General features: G+C 63.8%; 15 protein-coding genes. 7 read left to right on the top strand and 8 right to left on the bottom strand.

Translation table 11 applies throughout. The features are described from left to right. Window positions 1–20 precede the first annotated feature (20 nt). The 3 genes from ACODTY_RS02350 to ACODTY_RS02340 all read right to left on the bottom strand — a co-directional run bounded on the left by ACODTY_RS02350 (window position 21) and on the right by ACODTY_RS02340 (window position 2,311). Window positions 21–1,109, bottom strand: coding sequence for a hypothetical protein (locus ACODTY_RS02350; protein WP_488992689.1), 1,089 nt, complete (start codon window positions 1,107–1,109; stop codon window positions 21–23). A gap of 153 nt (window positions 1,110–1,262) precedes the next feature. Further along, window positions 1,263–1,526, bottom strand: coding sequence for a 30S ribosomal protein S21 (gene rpsU, locus ACODTY_RS02345; protein ID WP_488992688.1), 264 nt, complete (start codon window positions 1,524–1,526; stop codon window positions 1,263–1,265). A 176-nt stretch (window positions 1,527–1,702) separates the two neighbouring features. After that, a complete protein-coding gene (locus tag ACODTY_RS02340) occupies window positions 1,703–2,311 on the bottom strand; it encodes a thymidine kinase (RefSeq protein ID WP_488992687.1) in 609 nt (202 codons plus the stop codon). Window positions 2,312–2,521: 210 nt separating this feature from the next. Between ACODTY_RS02340 and ACODTY_RS02335 the strand changes: the two genes are divergently transcribed. The 4 genes from ACODTY_RS02335 to clpS all read left to right on the top strand — a co-directional run bounded on the left by ACODTY_RS02335 (window position 2,522) and on the right by clpS (window position 6,064). Then, entirely contained in the window at window positions 2,522–3,466 is a 945-nt protein-coding gene (locus ACODTY_RS02335; protein WP_488992686.1) for a choline ABC transporter substrate-binding protein, read from the top strand. Window positions 3,467–3,554: 88 nt separating this feature from the next. After that, the gene (gene choW, locus ACODTY_RS02330; RefSeq protein ID WP_488992685.1) at window positions 3,555–4,409 is read left to right on the top strand and encodes a choline ABC transporter permease subunit; all 855 of its coding nucleotides are present in this window, start codon (window positions 3,555–3,557) and stop codon (window positions 4,407–4,409) included. After that, window positions 4,406–5,587 (top strand): choline ABC transporter ATP-binding protein, encoded by a 1,182-nt coding sequence (gene choV, locus ACODTY_RS02325; protein ID WP_488992684.1) that lies wholly within the window; start codon window positions 4,406–4,408, stop codon window positions 5,585–5,587. Before choW ends, choV begins: the two co-directional genes overlap by 4 nt. Window positions 5,588–5,740: 153 nt before the next feature. Next, entirely contained in the window at window positions 5,741–6,064 is a 324-nt protein-coding gene (gene clpS / locus ACODTY_RS02320; protein ID WP_488992683.1) for an ATP-dependent Clp protease adapter ClpS, read from the top strand. Window positions 6,065–6,161: 97 nt separating this feature from the next. Here clpS and ACODTY_RS02315 read toward each other — a convergent pair whose 3' ends face one another. Genes ACODTY_RS02315 through ACODTY_RS02300 form a run of 4 tightly spaced genes read right to left on the bottom strand, consistent with a single transcriptional unit; the run spans window position 6,162 to window position 12,976 of the window. Further along, window positions 6,162–8,237: a hypothetical protein gene (locus tag ACODTY_RS02315; protein WP_488992682.1), complete on the bottom strand. Its 2,076-nt coding sequence runs from the start codon at window positions 8,235–8,237 to the stop codon at window positions 6,162–6,164. Between the two features lies 1 nt (window position 8,238). Beyond that, complete coding sequence (locus ACODTY_RS02310; RefSeq protein WP_488992681.1) at window positions 8,239–11,058, bottom strand: DUF4159 domain-containing protein; 2,820 nt, start codon at window positions 11,056–11,058, stop codon at window positions 8,239–8,241. Next, the gene (locus ACODTY_RS02305; protein ID WP_488992680.1) at window positions 11,055–11,972 is read right to left on the bottom strand and encodes a DUF58 domain-containing protein; all 918 of its coding nucleotides are present in this window, start codon (window positions 11,970–11,972) and stop codon (window positions 11,055–11,057) included. Before ACODTY_RS02305 ends, ACODTY_RS02310 begins: the two co-directional genes overlap by 4 nt. Further along, window positions 11,972–12,976, bottom strand: a complete 1,005-nt coding sequence (locus ACODTY_RS02300) for an AAA family ATPase (RefSeq protein WP_488992679.1) — start codon at window positions 12,974–12,976, stop codon at window positions 11,972–11,974. Before ACODTY_RS02300 ends, ACODTY_RS02305 begins: the two co-directional genes overlap by 1 nt. A 152-nt stretch (window positions 12,977–13,128) precedes the next feature. Between ACODTY_RS02300 and ACODTY_RS02295 the strand changes: the two genes are divergently transcribed. Genes ACODTY_RS02295 through ACODTY_RS02285 form a run of 3 tightly spaced genes read left to right on the top strand, consistent with a single transcriptional unit; the run spans window position 13,129 to window position 15,661 of the window. After that, complete coding sequence (locus ACODTY_RS02295; RefSeq protein WP_488992916.1) at window positions 13,129–13,758, top strand: DUF1285 domain-containing protein; 630 nt, start codon at window positions 13,129–13,131, stop codon at window positions 13,756–13,758. 5 nt (window positions 13,759–13,763) lie between these two features. Further along, entirely contained in the window at window positions 13,764–14,396 is a 633-nt protein-coding gene (locus ACODTY_RS02290; protein ID WP_488992678.1) for a CoA pyrophosphatase, read from the top strand. Further along, a complete protein-coding gene (locus tag ACODTY_RS02285) occupies window positions 14,393–15,661 on the top strand; it encodes a CCA tRNA nucleotidyltransferase (protein WP_488992677.1) in 1,269 nt (422 codons plus the stop codon). The genes ACODTY_RS02290 and ACODTY_RS02285 overlap by 4 nt, the downstream gene beginning before the upstream one ends. A gap of 3 nt (window positions 15,662–15,664) precedes the next feature. On the opposite strand, the gene ACODTY_RS02280 is transcribed toward ACODTY_RS02285, so the two are convergent. After that, window positions 15,665–15,850, bottom strand: coding sequence for a DUF1059 domain-containing protein (locus tag ACODTY_RS02280; RefSeq protein ID WP_488992676.1), 186 nt, complete (start codon window positions 15,848–15,850; stop codon window positions 15,665–15,667). Between the last annotated feature and the right edge of the window lie 15 nt (window positions 15,851–15,865).

The raw sequence follows: 15,865 nt of genomic DNA, 5'->3' as shown, positions 1-15,865 counted from the left end.
CGGTGCCCGCCGGATCGATCTTACGACTGCACGTAGTTCGAGGCGTTGTGCTTCTTCAGCACGTCGTCGAAGCGGCGGGCAAAGGCGTCGTCGGCCAGCTTCTTGCGGCGCTGGATGTCGGCGGATGCCACCATGTTCTTCTCATGCAGCTCGAGAAGGTCGCCGATGTGCTTTTGCGAGGCGGCGCCGATGCCGGCCATGGTTTCCTCGGCGGTGGTGTCGACCTTGGAGCCAAGCGTGTTGATCTTGTGGGCGACGTCCTGCTGGGCGGCCGTCTTCAACGAATCTTCCAGCGCCTTGTAGAGGACGATGCGCTGCTCGGTGTCGATGGTCAGTTTGTTGATCAGCGTCGCCTGCGCGGCGATCTGGTTGTTGAGCGAATCGACGAAGGTCTGGAACATCGAAGTGTAGCGTTCCAGCGTCTGGCTCTCGGCCAAAAGCTCCTGCTCCTTGGCCTGCTTCTCGTTGTATTCGGTCGCCAGTTTCGAGCGTTCGCCTTCGAGCTTGGTGCGCTCGGTCTGGTTGGTCGAGGCTGCGATCCGGTTTTCGATGTCGAGCAGCAGTGGGTTCAGCTCCTCGATGCGCTTTTGCGTGGCGGTGAGGTTTTCGATGGTCGCCTTGCGCCGCTCGATAACCTGGCCAAGGCTGGTCTCGGAGGTCTTGTAGCGGGTGTCGAGCACCTGCTTTTGCGCCTTCAGGATGCCGACGATGGTGTCGGACTTGGTGAGCAATTCCTGCAGGTTGCCGGCCAGCGACATGTTGCGCACGCGGTCCGAGCGCATGCGCTGCTGGCGCTGCTTGGAAAAGATGCCGATGAATTTTTCCCAGCCCGTGTAGTTCTTCATGCTCTCGAATTCGGCGCCGAACACGTTGGTGGCGTCTTCGAGGCCGATGATGAGGTCGGCGATGTTGCCTTCCATCACCTTCTGCTGGTTGAGCACGTCCTGGATGCGGGCATTTTCGATGTCGAAGTTCGCATCGCCGATCTTCTTGTCGGCTTCGGCCAAGGTCTCAAGCACCGTGCCGGACTGCTCGATCTTCGAGCGCATGTCCTCGACGACCTGCTTGGTCTTGGCAATTTCAGCGTCGAAATTCTGCAACGTCGCCATCGGGGCCTCCAGATTCGGCGTGGTTCGCGTTTTGCGAGCAGCGGCGAATATAGGTGGCGCTCAACTCTATGTGAAGGCGCGATGCGGATCGTTGTTTCGAAAACAACAACGGGGCCGGAACAGGTCCGGCCCCGTGATGCATGTTCGGCGTTTTCAGACGCCTGCGGAGCTTGCCGGCTTGCGCTCGGGCCGCGGCTTTTTGACGGGGCCGGCAATCAGGCCTTCACGGATGGCCAGCTTGCGGGCGGCCTTGCGCGTGCGGCGGACGGCTTCGGCCTTTTCGCGGCCGCGGCGTTCGGAGGGCTTTTCGTAAGCGCGGCGTTCCTTCATTTCGCGGAACACGCCTTCGCGCTGCAATTTCTTTTTCAGGACCCGGAGAGCCTGGTCGACATTGTTGTCACGAACAAGAACCTGCAATGATCTGCCTTCTTCCTTTGGATGTTTGTGGGACATGACCCGGGGCTCGGATGGAGGAGCGCCGGGAACATAGCGAGAGGAGCCTATATAGGGGCATTGCGGATCAATTGCACGTCATGCCGAAATATATTTTCCAACCAACGCGTTATGCGGAATTTCTAGGAAATTGATTCTGGTCAGCCGGCAAAGCCGATGAAGTCGTCGGGCGCGATGCGGCCCATTTCCTCTTCCCAATGGCGGCGGCACAGCGACACATAGATGTCCTTGCCGATGGCAACCTGCTCGCCTTGCTTCGCCACCTTGCCGTCGGGGCCGAGGCGAACCACCATCGTCGCCTTGCGGCCGCAGCGGCAGATGGTGCGAACTTCGCGCAGGTCGTCGGCCAGCGCCAGAAGCGCGCGCGAGCCGGAAAAGAGGTTGCCCTGGAAATCCGTGCGCAGGCCATAGCACATCACCGGAATGTTCAGCCGGTCGGCAACCCGCGCCAGTTGCCAGACCTGCTCCTCGTCGAGGAACTGCGCTTCATCGACGAACACGCAGTGCACGGTGGTGTGTTCATGGTGGGCGGCGACGCGGGCGAAGAGGTCGTCGCCCTCGCGGAACATCTCGGCGTCCGCCTCGAGGCCGATGCGCGATGAAATCTGGCCCGTATCGCCCTTGCGATAGTGGCCGGCAACGAACAGCATGGTGGTCATGCCGCTCTCGCGGTAGTTGTACGACGCCTGCAGGAGCATCGTCGTCTTGCCCGCGTTCATCGTTGCGTAATTGAAATAGAGCTTGGCCATCGGCACTCTTTAAGCGCAAGTCGTCGGCGAAGGGAGTGGCACGGCGCTGGCTTCCACTGGAAAACGCTGCGATGTCGCTTAGAAGCCATTCCGCGCCGCCGTTTGCCATGTGTTAGTGCTTGAAACCAAACGAAAATGGTGTTTGGCTCAACAAGAAATTCAAAATTGCGCGTCTCAAGCGTCGCAAATAGCCACAATGGGAGAAAATTTATGCCGGCTTTGAAATCATTCGCCGTTTCTTTTGCTTTGGCGGCGGTCGTCAGCACGGGAGCATTCGCCGCCGAGCCTGAAAGCTGCAAGACCGTGCACTTCGCCGATGTCGGCTGGACCGACATCACGGCGACGACGGCAACCACTTCGGTCATCCTGGAGGCGCTCGGCTATGCGCCCGACGTGCAGGTGCTGTCGGTTCCGGTGACCTATACCTCGCTCAAGAACAAGGACATCGACGTCTTCCTCGGCAACTGGATGCCGACCATGGAAGCCGACATCAAGCCGTATCTCGAGGACAAGTCGGTCGAGGACATCGTCACCAACCTCGAAGGCGCGAAGTATACGCTCGCCGTGCCGAGCTACACCTACGATGCCGGCCTGAAGAGCTTCCAGGACATCGCCAAGTTCAAGGACAAGCTCGGCAACAAGATTTACGGCATCGAGGCCGGCAATGACGGCAACCGCCTGATCCTCGACATGATCTCCGGCAACAAGTTCGACCTCGCGGGCTTCGAACTGGTCGAAAGCTCGGAAGCCGGCATGCTGGCCGCGGTGCAGAAGGCCGTTCCTTCCAAGGAAGACGTCGTCTTCCTCGGCTGGGAGCCGCATCCGATGAACGCCAACATCGACATGAAGTACCTTGAAGGCGGCGATGAGGTGTTCGGCCCGAACTTCGGCGGTGCAACCGTGCACACCAACGTGCGCGCCGGCTACACCACCGAGTGCCCGAACATGGGCGTGTTCCTGAAGAACCTCGTCTTCTCGCTCAAGATGGAAAACGAGATCATGGGCTCGATCCTCAACGACAGCGCCGAGCCGAAGGCTGCCGCAACCGCATGGCTCAAGGCCAATCCGGATGCGATCACGCCGTGGCTCAATGGCGTGACGACCTTCGACGGTGGCGACGCCACCGCCGCGGTCAAGTCGGCGCTGGGCCTTTGATATCCCGGTTCGTTCTCTGACGAATTTCGACGGCGGCCAAATCACGCGCGTTTGGCCGCCGTTTTCGTGACAGGCACAGGAGGGGTGCATGGATCCGGTTTCGACACTGATCGGCAGTTTCAAGATTCCGATCGGGCAGTGGGGAAAGTCGTTCTTCACTTTCCTGACCACGAACTTCGAATGGTTCTTCGACGCGATCGCCAACGGCGTGACCTTCGTCCTGCAGGGCCTCATCAACATCCTGTTGATGGTGCCGCCGTTCATCCTCGTGCTCCTGATCGCGGCCCTTGCCTGGCGGCTGCAGCGGTCGTGGAAACTTGCCGTCGCCGTCGCCATCGGCCTTTGCTTCATCATCAACCAGGGGCTCTGGAAGGATACGGTCGAGACGCTGGTGCTGGTGGTGGGCGCTGCGGCTGCCTCGATGGCCATCGGCGTTCCGGTCGGCATCTGGGCCGCCCATAATGAGCGCGGCTACCGCTTCCTGCAACCGATCCTCGACCTGATGCAGACGATGCCGACCTTCGTCTATCTCATTCCGGTGCTGATCCTGTTCGGCCTCGGCATTGCGCCCGGCCTGATCGTCACCGTGATCTTCGCGGCGCCCGCGCCGATCCGCCTGACCTATCTCGGCATTACCTCGGTACCGAAGCCGATGATCGAGGCGGGCGAAGCCTTCGGCGCCACAAAACGACAATTGCTGTGGAAAGTCGAACTGCCGGCGGCGCTGCCGACGATCATGGCGGGGCTCACCCAATGCATCATGCTGTGCCTGTCAATGGTGGTCATCGCGGCGCTGATCGGCGCCAACGGCCTCGGCAAGCCGGTGGTGCGGGCGCTGAACCAGGTCAACATACCGCTCGGCCTTGAGGCTGGCCTTGCCATCGTCATCGTCGCGATCATCCTTGACCGCATGAGCCGCGTCCGCACGGGAGGCGCAAAATGACCATCGCCGTCGATTTCAAGAACGTCGATATCGTCTTCGGGCCGGATACGCGCGATGCGCTGGCCATGGTGGACAAGGGCGCCACCCGCGCCGAGATCCTCGAACAGACCGGCAATGTGCTTGGCTGCGCAGGGGCAAACCTCACCGTGCATGAGGGCGAAATCTCCGTCCTCATGGGCCTGTCCGGCTCGGGCAAGTCCACGCTGTTGCGTGCCGTCAACCGGCTCAACATCGTTACGCGCGGCCAGGTCATGGTCAGGGACGGTGATCGCACCGTCGATGTCGTCAGCTGCGACGACGCCACCTTGCGCCGCCTGCGCCAGAAGCAGGTGGCGATGGTTTTCCAGCAGTTCGGCCTTCTGCCATGGCGAACGGTGGAGGAAAATGTCGGCTTGGGGCTTGAGTTGGCCGGTGTTCCGGATGCCGAGCGGCGCGAGCGCGTCGCCAAGCAGCTAAAGCTCGTCGGTCTCGATCAGTGGTCAAAGAAGTATGCGCATGAGCTTTCCGGCGGCATGCAGCAGCGCGTCGGGCTGGCGCGCGCCTTCGCCACCGAAGCGCCGATCCTGTTGATGGATGAGCCGTTCTCGGCGCTCGATCCGCTTATCCGCACCAAGCTGCAGGACGAATTGCTACAGCTTCAGGCGGCGCTGAAGAAGACCATCATCTTCGTGTCGCACGATCTCGAAGAGGCGCTCAAGATCGGCACCCACATCACCATCATGGAAGGCGGCCGCATCGTGCAGACGGGCGCGCCGGAAGACATCGTGCTTCGCCCGGCCAACGAATATGTGCGCGACTTCATCGCCAACGTGAACCCGCTGTCGGTGCTGACCGCATGGAACGTCATGCGCGCCAAGAGCGAGCTTGAAACGGACAAGGGCGGCTGGGTCTGGCTCGACCGCCGCGCCACCACGCGCTTCAAGCTGGACAAGAACGACCTGGTCGTCGCGGCGGAGCGCAACGGCAAGCCGGCGGTATGGATTTCCTGTTCCGATGTCGAAAAGCAGCCGGAGGAGGCCTCGCAAGTGTTCTGGGCCACGCCCGGAACCTCGCTCAAGACGGTGATGCTTGCCATGCACCGTTCGCAGACGGCGCCCGTTGCGCTGTTCGACGAGCAGTCGCGCTTTGTCGGATCGATCGGCATTCGCGATGTGCTGAGCGCCGTGCTGCGGCGGTAGAACCGATTGCTGAAGTGATTCAGCAAAGCGCCTGAAAGCTCTGATTTCGAATCGGATTTCGCGATGCGTGCCGCCAGCTTGGATGCGTGTTGCTCCCGGAGCGGTGGGCGCGGACCCTTGAACTGGCCGCTGGCGATGATGAAGTAAGGCGTCATGGCATCATCCAGTCCGACCATTGAGCCGCCGGTCAGGCCGCGCGTCGAAACGCAGCCCAAGACCGAGCGGCCAAAGCTCTACAAGGTCATCCTGCTCAACGACGACTACACGCCGCGCGAATTCGTCGTGCGGGTGCTCAAGGCAGAGTTCCGTCTCAACGCAGACCAGGCACAGCGCGTCATGATCACGGCGCACCAGCGCGGCGTGTGCGTGGTCGCTGTGTTCACCAAGGACGTTGCCGAAACCAAGGCAACCCGCGCCACGGATGCCGGCAAGGCAGCCGGCTATCCGCTGACGTTCACGACGGAGCCTGAAGAATAGGGGGTATGCGAGTAGGGCAGTAGGGCAATATGTGATTGCAGCTTCGCGAACTGGTCTTGCTTGGGTGGCAACCGGGCTGTTGCCATTTCCTACTGCCCTATCTTCCTTCCCGATACCACATCGAGCCGAGTGCAAGCAGCAGCAGGCCAAGGCCGAGGAAGCCGCCGAACAGCGGCACCTGGCTGACGGCCTTCAACACGCTGTCGTCTGTCGTCCTGAAACCGATCCAGTCGTTGCCCGCAGCTTCGCCGCCGCCCCTGACCGGCACCACCGAGGGCACGGCGATGCCGCCCGTCAACGATGCGCTGGCCAGCCGGCGAACGCTTCCGCCGACCGCTTCCGCCGCCGGCCGCAATTTGTCGGGGGTCGAGACGACATCGGCGAATTCCGGCGCGTTGACCGGGCCGACGTGGGCAAGTGCCGAAAGGTTGCCATTGCCGACCTGATAGAGGCCGATGTCGCTGACCTCGACGCTGCCGAGGAATACGCCGGGCTCCGATTTTTCCAGCTTCACCGCAAGCGTCTTGCCGGATGGTGTGATGACCTGCGCCGTGCCCGGATCGTCGCTCATCGTCTGGCGGCGAATCTCCAGCACTATTCCGCGCCCGTCGGCGGTCAGCCGTTCTTCCTCGAGCTCCGGCTCCTTCATCAGCCAGTGCGCCAGACGCCGGTAAAGCTGCACATGCGGCCCGCCGCCTTCATAGCCGCGCGCCCACAGCCAGCCCTGATCGGACAACAGCATGCCGACGCGGCCTTCGCCCTTGCGGTCGAGCAGCAGAAGCGGCTGGTCGTCGGCACCCTTCATCACCACTTCGCCTTCGGGGTTCTCGATGCCGATGGTGCGGAACCAGCGGCCCCAATGCGGCGGCTCGCTGCCGGATCCGTCCAGTCCGCGCGTCACCGGATGGCGCTGGCCGAGATCGGTCAGGCGAGGGTAGAACGCCTTGTCGATGACCTTGCCCGTCGGCATGGCCGGCAGCGCAGCCATCAGCGGGGTGTTGGCGATCGTGCTTTCGCCGGCATATTCGGGGCCGGCTGCGATCAAGAGGGCACCGCCGTTTTCGACATATTCGGAGATGTAGTCGTAATAGAGGATCGGCAGCACGTCGCGGTGCTGGTAGCGGTCGAAGATGATCAGATCGAACTCGCTGATCTTCTCCACGAACAGCTCGCGCGTGGGGAAGGCGATCAGCGATAGTTCGTTGATCGGGGTGCCGTCCTGCTTTTCTGGCGGGCGCAGGATGGTGAAGTGGACGAGATCGACCGAGGCGTCCGATTTCAAAAGATTGCGCCATGTGCGCTCGCCGGCATGCGGCTCGCCCGACACCAGAAGCACGCGCAGGTTCTCGCGGATGCCGTCCACCAGCGCGATGGCGCGGTTGTTGGTTTCGGTGAGCTCGCCGTCTTCCTTGGGAATGGCAAGCTCGATGATGTTGCGCCCGGCATTGGGAATGGTGACCTGAAGGGGCATTTCCTGACCGACGAAGGCGCGCTCCACCGAAACCTGCTCGCCATTGACCGACACGCGCACATCGACTGGACCGGACTGCCGGTCAGTGCTGATGACGCGATAGGTCATGTCGAGCGGCTTGCCGACGAGGCCGAAGCGCGGCGCTTTCTCGAAGCGGATGCGGCGGTCCTTCTCGTTTTCCTCGCCGGTGATGAGTGCGTGCAGCGGTGCGTTGAACTCAGGCGCTGAACCCGGCGCGTCATGCACTTGGCCGTCAGTGATCATCACCGCGCCGGCAATGCGTGAGGGCGGCACGTCGCGCACAGCACTTTCCAGCGCGGAAAACAGCCGGGTCTCGGTGCGGTCGCCGGCAGCGCCCGCATTTCCGGTCTCGACCACGCGCACGTCGAATTGCTTGAAGCGCGCCAGCCTTTCCTTGATGCCGGCCAACGCCTCGTCGGTCTGCTTGCTGCGCTCGCCGATGTCCTGGCTCTGGCTGCGGTCGACCACGACGGCGACGACGCTTTGCAGCGGCTCGCGGTCCTCGTCGAGCAGCACCGGGTTGAGCATGGCAGCCGCCAGCGCGACAAGTGCAGCCGCGCGGAACAAAGCGCCGCGCTGGCGCAGCCACAGGCCAACAATCGCAAGCAGCGCCAGCGGAGCGACCACCGCCGCCAAAAGCGGCCATGACAGAAGCGGTTCGAACGACAGCGACCAGTTCATGTCACTGCCCCAGCCGTTCGAGAAGGATCGGCACGTGTACCTGGTCGGATTTGTAGTTGCCGGTCAGCATGTACATCATGATGTTGACGCCGCCGCGCAGCGCGTAAATCCGCTGCATCGGATCGGACGGCACCGTGGGCAACAGCGGATTGCCGCTGGAATCGATGGCCCAGGCACCGGCGAAATCATTCGCGGTGATCATGATCGGCGAAACGCCGTCGCCGGTGCGAACCGGGCGGTTCTCCGAGTTGGACGCATCGAGCGAAGCTTCGACCCAAAGCGGGCTGCCGTTGAAGCGGCCGGGAAACTCGGGAAGGATATAGAACGCCTTGGTCAGCACGTGATCGCTCGGCACGGGCTCCAGCGGCGGCACATTCAGGCCGCTCAAGATGTCGCGCAATCTTTCGGTCGCAGGGCTGGCCGAATCCGCGCCGATGCCGTTGGCAAACTGGTCGCGGGTGTCGAACAGCACCGTGCCGCCCTGCTGCATATAGGCGTCGATGCGGGCGATGGCCGCTTCCGTCGGCATCGGCGCTGCCGGATCGATCGGCCAGTAGATCAGCGGATAGAAAGACAGCTCGTCCTTGGCGATGTCCACGCCCGCCGGTTCGCCCGGCTCAAGTGCCGTCTTCTCGATCAGGAAGCGGGTCAGGCCTTCGAGCCCGGCACGGCTGACGGCATCCACTCCCGGCTCGCCGGTGATCACGTAAGCCAGCCGCGTGGTCGAAATCGCCTCGATGGAGATGGCATCATCCGGCTTGGCGTCGTCGGCACGCGCCTTGTCGATGGGCAAGGCCAGTGCGCCGAGCGCGACGAGCAGAATGGCGGCAGTGGCCGCGCGGCCCCGCAGCTTTGGCCGGCGCGAGAACAGGCCGCCCATCCAGAACACCGCCAAAGTATCCAGCACCATCAGCGCCAAAGCGGCGGCCACCAGCGAACCTTTCAGGTGATGCGATTCATCGAAGGCATACTGGATGTTTGTAACCGGAGCCGAAACCTGCGGCCGCTGAAGCGGCGTGAACGTGCTGTCGGCGTTCAACAAATTGTGCGCCACGACGCCGGCTTCCGAACCGTAAAGGCCGGGCGGATTTTCCAGCGTGACGGCGCTGGCAGCCTGCGGAGCAAGTGGGCGCGCGTCGGCAGGCGGCGGCACCAGCGCGCCATCGGCGGCGATCATGCGGTAGGGCGCGAGCGCCGAGGCAGGCGTATCGTTTGCGGCGGCAATGCTGCCCTGGTTGCGCGACAGTTGCACGATGCGCGACAGCATCTCGACGAAGCTGCCGGAGATCGGCAGGTTCGACCACGTCGCTTCCGGCGTGATGTGGAACAAAACGATAGTGCCCTTGCCCTTCCTCATGCCGGTCACCAGCGGCGTGCCGTCGGCGAGATTTGCCCAGGTGCGGTCAACGATGTCGGCGGAAGGTTCGGCCAACACCTGCCGGCTCACCGTTACCTCGCTTGGCGGGGCCAGATCGGCGAAGGGACCGGTCGCCGGAAATTCCGTCACCGGTTGCGGCGTCGTCCATGACAGCGCGCCGCCCAGCGAGCGCTCGCCGGTGCGCAATCTCACCGGCAACAGATCATCGCCGGCGCTGGCGGCGGCAAGCCGCGACCCGGCAAAGCGCACCAGGGTGCCGCCTTTTTCGACCCAATCGACCAGCTTGACGTGCGCCTGTTCGGGGATGGTGCCGACATCGGCCATCACGATCATGGCCGGCTTCTGGTCCAGAAGCTGCGGAATGGCGTCGGCGAGGTCGGCGCTCTGCGGCTCGACCAGATCGGCAAACGGCAAGAGCGCGCGGCGGATATAGTAGAGCGGCGAGAGCAGCGGCTGCGCCTGGTCGGCTTCGGCTTGCGACAACAGGCCGACGCGGCGGCGCTTCGAGCTGTCGTCCAGTACGCGCACCGCACCGGCATGGCGTTCGCCGTCGAGCGCAATCGCTGCGAAGTCGTTGCGCAGTTCGAACGGCACCTTCATCGTGCCGGTGGCCGTCGTCTCGCCCGGCGCGAAGGTTAGCGTCGCATCGGCAATGCGGCGGCCCTTGTCGTCGAAGGCGCCAGCGGTGATCTGGCCGGGGCCGGGATTGCCCGCGGCGCGGATGGCGGTCAGCGCAAAGCCGTCCATTTCGTTTTCGGCAGCCGCAAGCCCGACATGTGTCAGGCGATCAGGCACCGCCCACACGACATTGGCGGCGTTCTGCGACAGCAATGTGTTGAAGGCGGCTTCGTCGCCGGTTGCGGCCAAGCCGTCGGCCAGCACCGCAACGCTTGCGCCGGGCAGAGTGGCCAGCGTCTCGGCAACGCGGGCATAGACAGCGGGACGATCGGTCGGGATCGGGCGCGGCTTGGTGGCGCGCAGCCGGTCGAGCGCCGCACCCGCATCGAACGGGCCGATCTCGGCGTTGGGCTTTTCGGCGGTGAAGGCCAACACGACCGGAACGCCTGTCGTGCCCGCATCGGCGATCAGCCTCTCGGCGGTGGCAACGCGCTTGTCCCAATCGGGCGCGGCGGCCCAGTCATTGTCGATGACCAGCGCAAGCGCTGCGCCATCGGTCGGCAGTTTCTCGCGCGGATTGAATACCGGTTCGGCCAGCGCCATCACGATCAGCGCGGCCATCAAAAGGCGCAGCAGGGTGAGCCACCACGGGCTTTGCTGCGGCGTCTCCTCGCGCTTCAAAACGCGCGCCAGTATCTTCAGCGGCGGGAACACCTCGGTCTGCGGCTTCGGTGGAGTAAAACGCAGCAGCCACCATATCACCGGCAGCGCGAGCAGGCCCCAAAGCACCATCGGCGCGCCGAAGGAAAGCGGCAGCCAGCTCATGCCACCACCCTTCCTGACGGCATGCCGTCGGCAGCCATCGCCATGTGCAGGCGCACCAGCGCCTCAGAGGCGAGGCGATCGGTGTGGTTGATGGTGAAGCTCCAGCCCATGCGCTTGCAGCGGCTCGCCAGTTCATCGCGCCGCGCCCGATAGAGGCGGCGATAATCCTCGGCCAGCATTTCGGCGCGCCCGGCGGTCAGCTTTTCACCGGTTTCGGGGTCGGTGAACTCGGTGCGCCCGGCATAGGGGAAGGTCTCTTCGGCCGGGTCGGCGACCTCGACCAGATGCGCACGCACGCCGTGGCGGGAAAGCACGTCCAGCCATTCGAAGGTTTCCTCGACCGGATCGAGGAAGTCGCTGACCAGCACGATGTCAGAAAAGCGGCGGATGCCGGAGAGGTCGGGCTTCGAGGGCAGTTTCGCGGCATGGGCAAGATGCGAGGCGATGCGCTCGGCGCCGTTGCGCGCGGTGAACGGATCGGTCAGGCCCGGCCATGCGATGCGCTCGCCGCTGCGCGACAGAAGCTCGGCCATGGCGAGCGCCAGCACCAGTGCGCGCGATTCCTTCGAAACGGTCGCCGTGGCGGATTTGTAGAGCATCGAGGGCGAGGGATCGGCCCAGAGCCAGACGGTATGCGCGGCCTCCCATTCGCGGTCGCGGATATAGGTATGGTCGTCGCGGGCCGAACGGCGCCAGTCGATGCGATTCACCGCCTCGCCCTCGACGTAGGGGCGGAACTGCCAGAAGTTTTCGCCGATACCGCGCCTGCGACGGCCATGCCAGCCGGCAATCACGGTGTTGACGATGCGGCGGGCCTCGACCAGCAGATCAGGCACTAGCGAGGCCCGCTGGCGGCCGCGTGCCAGCGCTTCGCGCGCTTGCTCGGGTGCCTGGGCTTCGCCGATCCGCATCATCAGACGGCCTTCACAAGCCTCGCCACGGCGTCGCGCACACTCATGCCCTCGGCGCGCGCGGCAAAGGTCAGCGCCATGCGGTGCTGCAGCACAGGCTCAGCCAGCGCGCGCACGTCGTCGATGGAGGGCGCAAGGCGTCCGTCATAAAGCGCGCGTGCCCGGGCGCACAGCGTCAGCGCCTGGCTGGCGCGGGGACCGGGACCCCACGCGATGGTCTTGTCGGCCTCGGCGTCGCCCTGGCCGGGGCGGGCCGAGCGAACCAGCTTGAGGATCGCCTCGACCACGCTCTCCGGCACCGGCATGCGGCGGATCAGCATCTGGATTTCGCGCAGCCGCTCGGGGTTGAGCACATTTGCGGCCTTCGCCTCATCGACGCCGGTGGTTTCCAGAAGGATGCGCCGTTCCGCTTCCAGCTCGGGATAGAGGATGTCGACCTGCATCAGGAAACGGTCGAGCTGGGCTTCCGGCAGCGGATAGGTGCCTTCCTGCTCGAGCGGGTTCTGCGTTGCCAGCACATGGAACGGCGCGGGCAGGTCGTGGCGCGCGCCGGCTACGGTGACATGATATTCCTGCATCGACTGCAACAGCGCCGACTGGGTGCGCGGCGAGGCGCGGTTGATCTCGTCGGCCATCAGGAGCTGGGCGAAGATCGGGCCTGAAATGAAGCGGAAGGAGCGCTTTCCGCTCTCGTCCTGCTCCATCACTTCGGAGCCGAGGATATCGGACGGCATCAGGTCCGGCGTGAACTGGATGCGGCGCGCGTCGAGGCCGAGCACGATGCCGAGCGTTTCGACAAGCTTGGTCTTGGCAAGGCCCGGTACGCCGACCAGAAGCGCGTGGCCGCCGGCCAGCAAGGCGACCAGCGTGCGTTCCACCACGCTTTCCTGGCCGAAAATCACGCGGCCGATGCCATCGCGCACCCTGGAAATGTCGGCCAGCGCCCTTTCGGCCTGTTCGACCATGTCCTTTTCGCTGAGCGGGCTTTCCTTGACGATAACGCTCATAGTGCCTCGATCCTTATGCTGGAGACGGCGAACCGTCCTCATTCGGCTGCGATTCGATCTCGCGCGGCAAGCGATAGGAGTCTAAACCACATACGGAGTCTAATTCACAGGCCTAGGCTGACAAGCGCAACAACAGTGACTATTTCGTGACCATGACGGACGCCTCCGAACATCGTGAAGCAAGCCTTGCAAGTGCTGCCGACGCGCGCGGACTGGAAGCGCTGATCTCGCGCGCCACCCGCGCCGGCAAGGGCCTGCCGCCGGTGGAACGCTGGAATCCGGCCTTCTGCGGCGATCTCGACATGGAAATCCGGCAGGACGGCACCTGGTTCTACATGGGAACGCCGATCGGCCGCATGCCGCTGGTGCAGCTTTTTTCGACCGTGCTGCGCAAGGACGAAGACGGCAAGACCTATCTCGTCACGCCGGTGGAAAGGGTTGGCATCCGCGTTGTCGATGCGCCTTTCATTGCCGTCGAGGTTAATGTCGCGGGGCAGGGCGCCGAACAGGCGGTCACCTTCCGCACCAATGTCGGTGATGTGGTCGAGGCGGGTCCCGCCCATCCGCTGCGCTTTGTCGATGAAAGCGAAACCGGCGGCCTGAAACCCTATGTGCTTGTGCGCGGGCGGCTGGAAGCGCTGGTGGCGCGCCCGGTGATGTACGAGCTCGTCGAACATGGCGAAGAGATCGAGATCGACGGCCAAACGATGTTCGCCATACGCTCGCGCGGCGAGATTTACCCGATCATGCCGGCCGATGCCTTGAGAAAGTTGAGCGCCTGACGGCCATGGCTGAACCTGCACCTTTTTCCGCCGAGGCTTTCCGCATGCGCGCGGCCCGGCAAAGCGCGCCGGAAGGCGACCAGCCAGACTATGGCGATCATCGCTTCAATCCGGGCCATCCGCGCCTTCTGGTCAACCGCGACAAGCTGCGGGGTGCTGCCGTGCTTATTCCCGTTGTCGATCATGGTTCGGAAGCCACGGTGATCCTGACCAAGCGGGCCGAGACGCTGCGCAGTCACACCGGGCAAGTGGCGTTTCCGGGCGGGCGCATCGATGCAAGCGACCCATCGCCCGAATTCACGGCCCTGCGTGAAACCGCCGAGGAGATCGGTCTCGACAATGGCTTTATCGATGTGGTTGGGCGCATGCCGGATTATGTGTCCGGCACCGGCTACCGCATCGCGCCGGTTCTGTCGGTGGTGAAGCCCGGTTTCCATCTCCATCTCAATCCCGACGAGGTCGATGCGGCCTTCGAGGTGCCGCTGCGCTTCCTCATGGACCCTGCCAACCACCAGAAAGGCAGCCGCATGTGGAACGACCTCGAATGGATGTTCTATGAAATGCCTTATGAGGGCCAACGCATCTGGGGCGTAACCGCAGGTATTATCCGCACGGTTTATGAAAGGCTCTATGCTTGAACGAGACGGTGACGATAGCCGGGCGGGCCGAGTGGCTTGACGACAAGCACCTGCAGCGCCTTTTGGCCGTGCTTGCCGAAGGCGGCGAGGCTGCGCGCATCGCCGGCGGCGCCGTGCGCAACGCGCTGCTTGGCCAGAGCGTTGCCGATGTCGATATCGCCGCCACCACCTTGCCAGAGGAAACGGTTCGGCGGGCCGAGGCTGCCGGCTTCAAGGCCGTCCCGACCGGCATCGAACACGGCACGGTCACGGTTGTCGCCGGCGGCAAGCCGTTCGAGGTGACGACGCTGCGCGCCGACATCGAGACCGACGGGCGTCACGCCAAGGTTTCGTTCGGGCGTGACTGGAAGGCCGATGCCGAACGGCGCGACTTCACCATCAATGCGCTTTATGCCGAGGCAGACGGCACTGTCGTCGATCTCGTCGGCGGGCTTGGAGACATCGCCGCGCGCCGGCTGCGCTTCATCGGCGATGCCGAAGCGCGCATCCGCGAGGACTATCTGCGCATCCTGCGGTTTTTCCGCTTCTTTGCCTGGTATGGCGATGGCCGTCCCGACGCCGATGGCCTCAAGGCCTGCGCACGGTTGAAGGAAGGGCTCGACCGACTTTCGGCCGAGCGGGTGTGGGCGGAACTCAAGAAGCTCCTGTCGGCACCCGATCCGTCGCGGGCGCTGTTGTGGATGCGGCAGGCAGGCGTGCTGTCTCGCGTACTGCCCGAAAGCGAGAAATGGGGCATCGACGCCATTCATGCGCTGGTTCGGGCCGAGGCTGATTTCGGCTGGTCACCGGACCCAATCCTGAGATTGCAGGCCATGGTGCCGCCAGATGCCGCCCGCATGAAGGCGCTTGCCGAGAGGCTGAGGTTCTCGACTCTGGAGACAAACCGGATGGAACGCTGGGCGCTGAGGCCGGCGCTCGATCCTGCCACGACGGAAGGCACGCTTGCCAAGCTGCTCTATCTCGGCGATCCGCAGGTTTTTGCCGACAGGCTGCGGCTTTCGCTGGCAACCGCGCGGGCACGCGCCGTCGAGGATACTTCTGCGCTGATGCAAGCGGGCGGCTTCTCGCGCCTGCTTGGCTTTGCCGAAAAATGGCAAAAGCCGGTTTTTCCGCTCAAGGGTGCAGACATGACTGCGCTTGGCGCTGCACCCGGGCCAAAGCTTGGCGCGTTGCTGAAGCGGCTTGAGAACGACTGGATCGAGTCGGGTTTCGGGCTTGAGCGCGACGCGCTGCTCAAGCGCGCCGCAAAGGATTTGAAATCCTAGTCCTTAGGCGGCGTCGCGCGTCTTCTCGATGCGTGAGCGTATGGCCTCGACCATGGTTTCGCGAATTACCGTCTCGCCATGCGTCTCGCGCATGTGTTCGACAGCCCGGCGCATCACTTCGGCTTCCTCGTCGGCACGCGTGTGCCATTCGCAGCCGGGGACGAGCGACCCGCAATGGAACTCTTTCATGGGTTTCTCCTTTCC

It is taken from the genome of Mesorhizobium sp. FG116 (assembly GCF_057809835.1).
Note: the sequence above shows the minus strand (reverse complement) of the source record. Positions and strands in the feature narration are given on the sequence as shown.

Coding starts and splice junctions, on each gene's coding strand:
- ACODTY_RS02350 (WP_488992689.1), bottom strand. CDS start 1,109: ATGGCGACGTTGCAGAATTTCGACGCTGAAATTGCCAAGACCAAGCAG.
- ACODTY_RS02340 (WP_488992687.1), bottom strand. CDS start 2,311: ATGGCCAAGCTCTATTTCAATTACGCAACGATGAACGCGGGCAAGACG.
- ACODTY_RS02335 (WP_488992686.1), top strand. CDS start 2,522: ATGCCGGCTTTGAAATCATTCGCCGTTTCTTTTGCTTTGGCGGCGGTC.
- choW (WP_488992685.1), top strand. CDS start 3,555: ATGGATCCGGTTTCGACACTGATCGGCAGTTTCAAGATTCCGATCGGG.
- choV (WP_488992684.1), top strand. CDS start 4,406: ATGACCATCGCCGTCGATTTCAAGAACGTCGATATCGTCTTCGGGCCG.
- clpS (WP_488992683.1), top strand. CDS start 5,741: ATGGCATCATCCAGTCCGACCATTGAGCCGCCGGTCAGGCCGCGCGTC.
- ACODTY_RS02315 (WP_488992682.1), bottom strand. CDS start 8,237: ATGAACTGGTCGCTGTCGTTCGAACCGCTTCTGTCATGGCCGCTTTTG.
- ACODTY_RS02310 (WP_488992681.1), bottom strand. CDS start 11,058: ATGAGCTGGCTGCCGCTTTCCTTCGGCGCGCCGATGGTGCTTTGGGGC.
- ACODTY_RS02305 (WP_488992680.1), bottom strand. CDS start 11,972: ATGATGCGGATCGGCGAAGCCCAGGCACCCGAGCAAGCGCGCGAAGCG.
- ACODTY_RS02300 (WP_488992679.1), bottom strand. CDS start 12,976: ATGAGCGTTATCGTCAAGGAAAGCCCGCTCAGCGAAAAGGACATGGTC.
- ACODTY_RS02295 (WP_488992916.1), top strand. CDS start 13,129: ATGACGGACGCCTCCGAACATCGTGAAGCAAGCCTTGCAAGTGCTGCC.
- ACODTY_RS02290 (WP_488992678.1), top strand. CDS start 13,764: ATGGCTGAACCTGCACCTTTTTCCGCCGAGGCTTTCCGCATGCGCGCG.
- ACODTY_RS02280 (WP_488992676.1), bottom strand. CDS start 15,850: ATGAAAGAGTTCCATTGCGGGTCGCTCGTCCCCGGCTGCGAATGGCAC.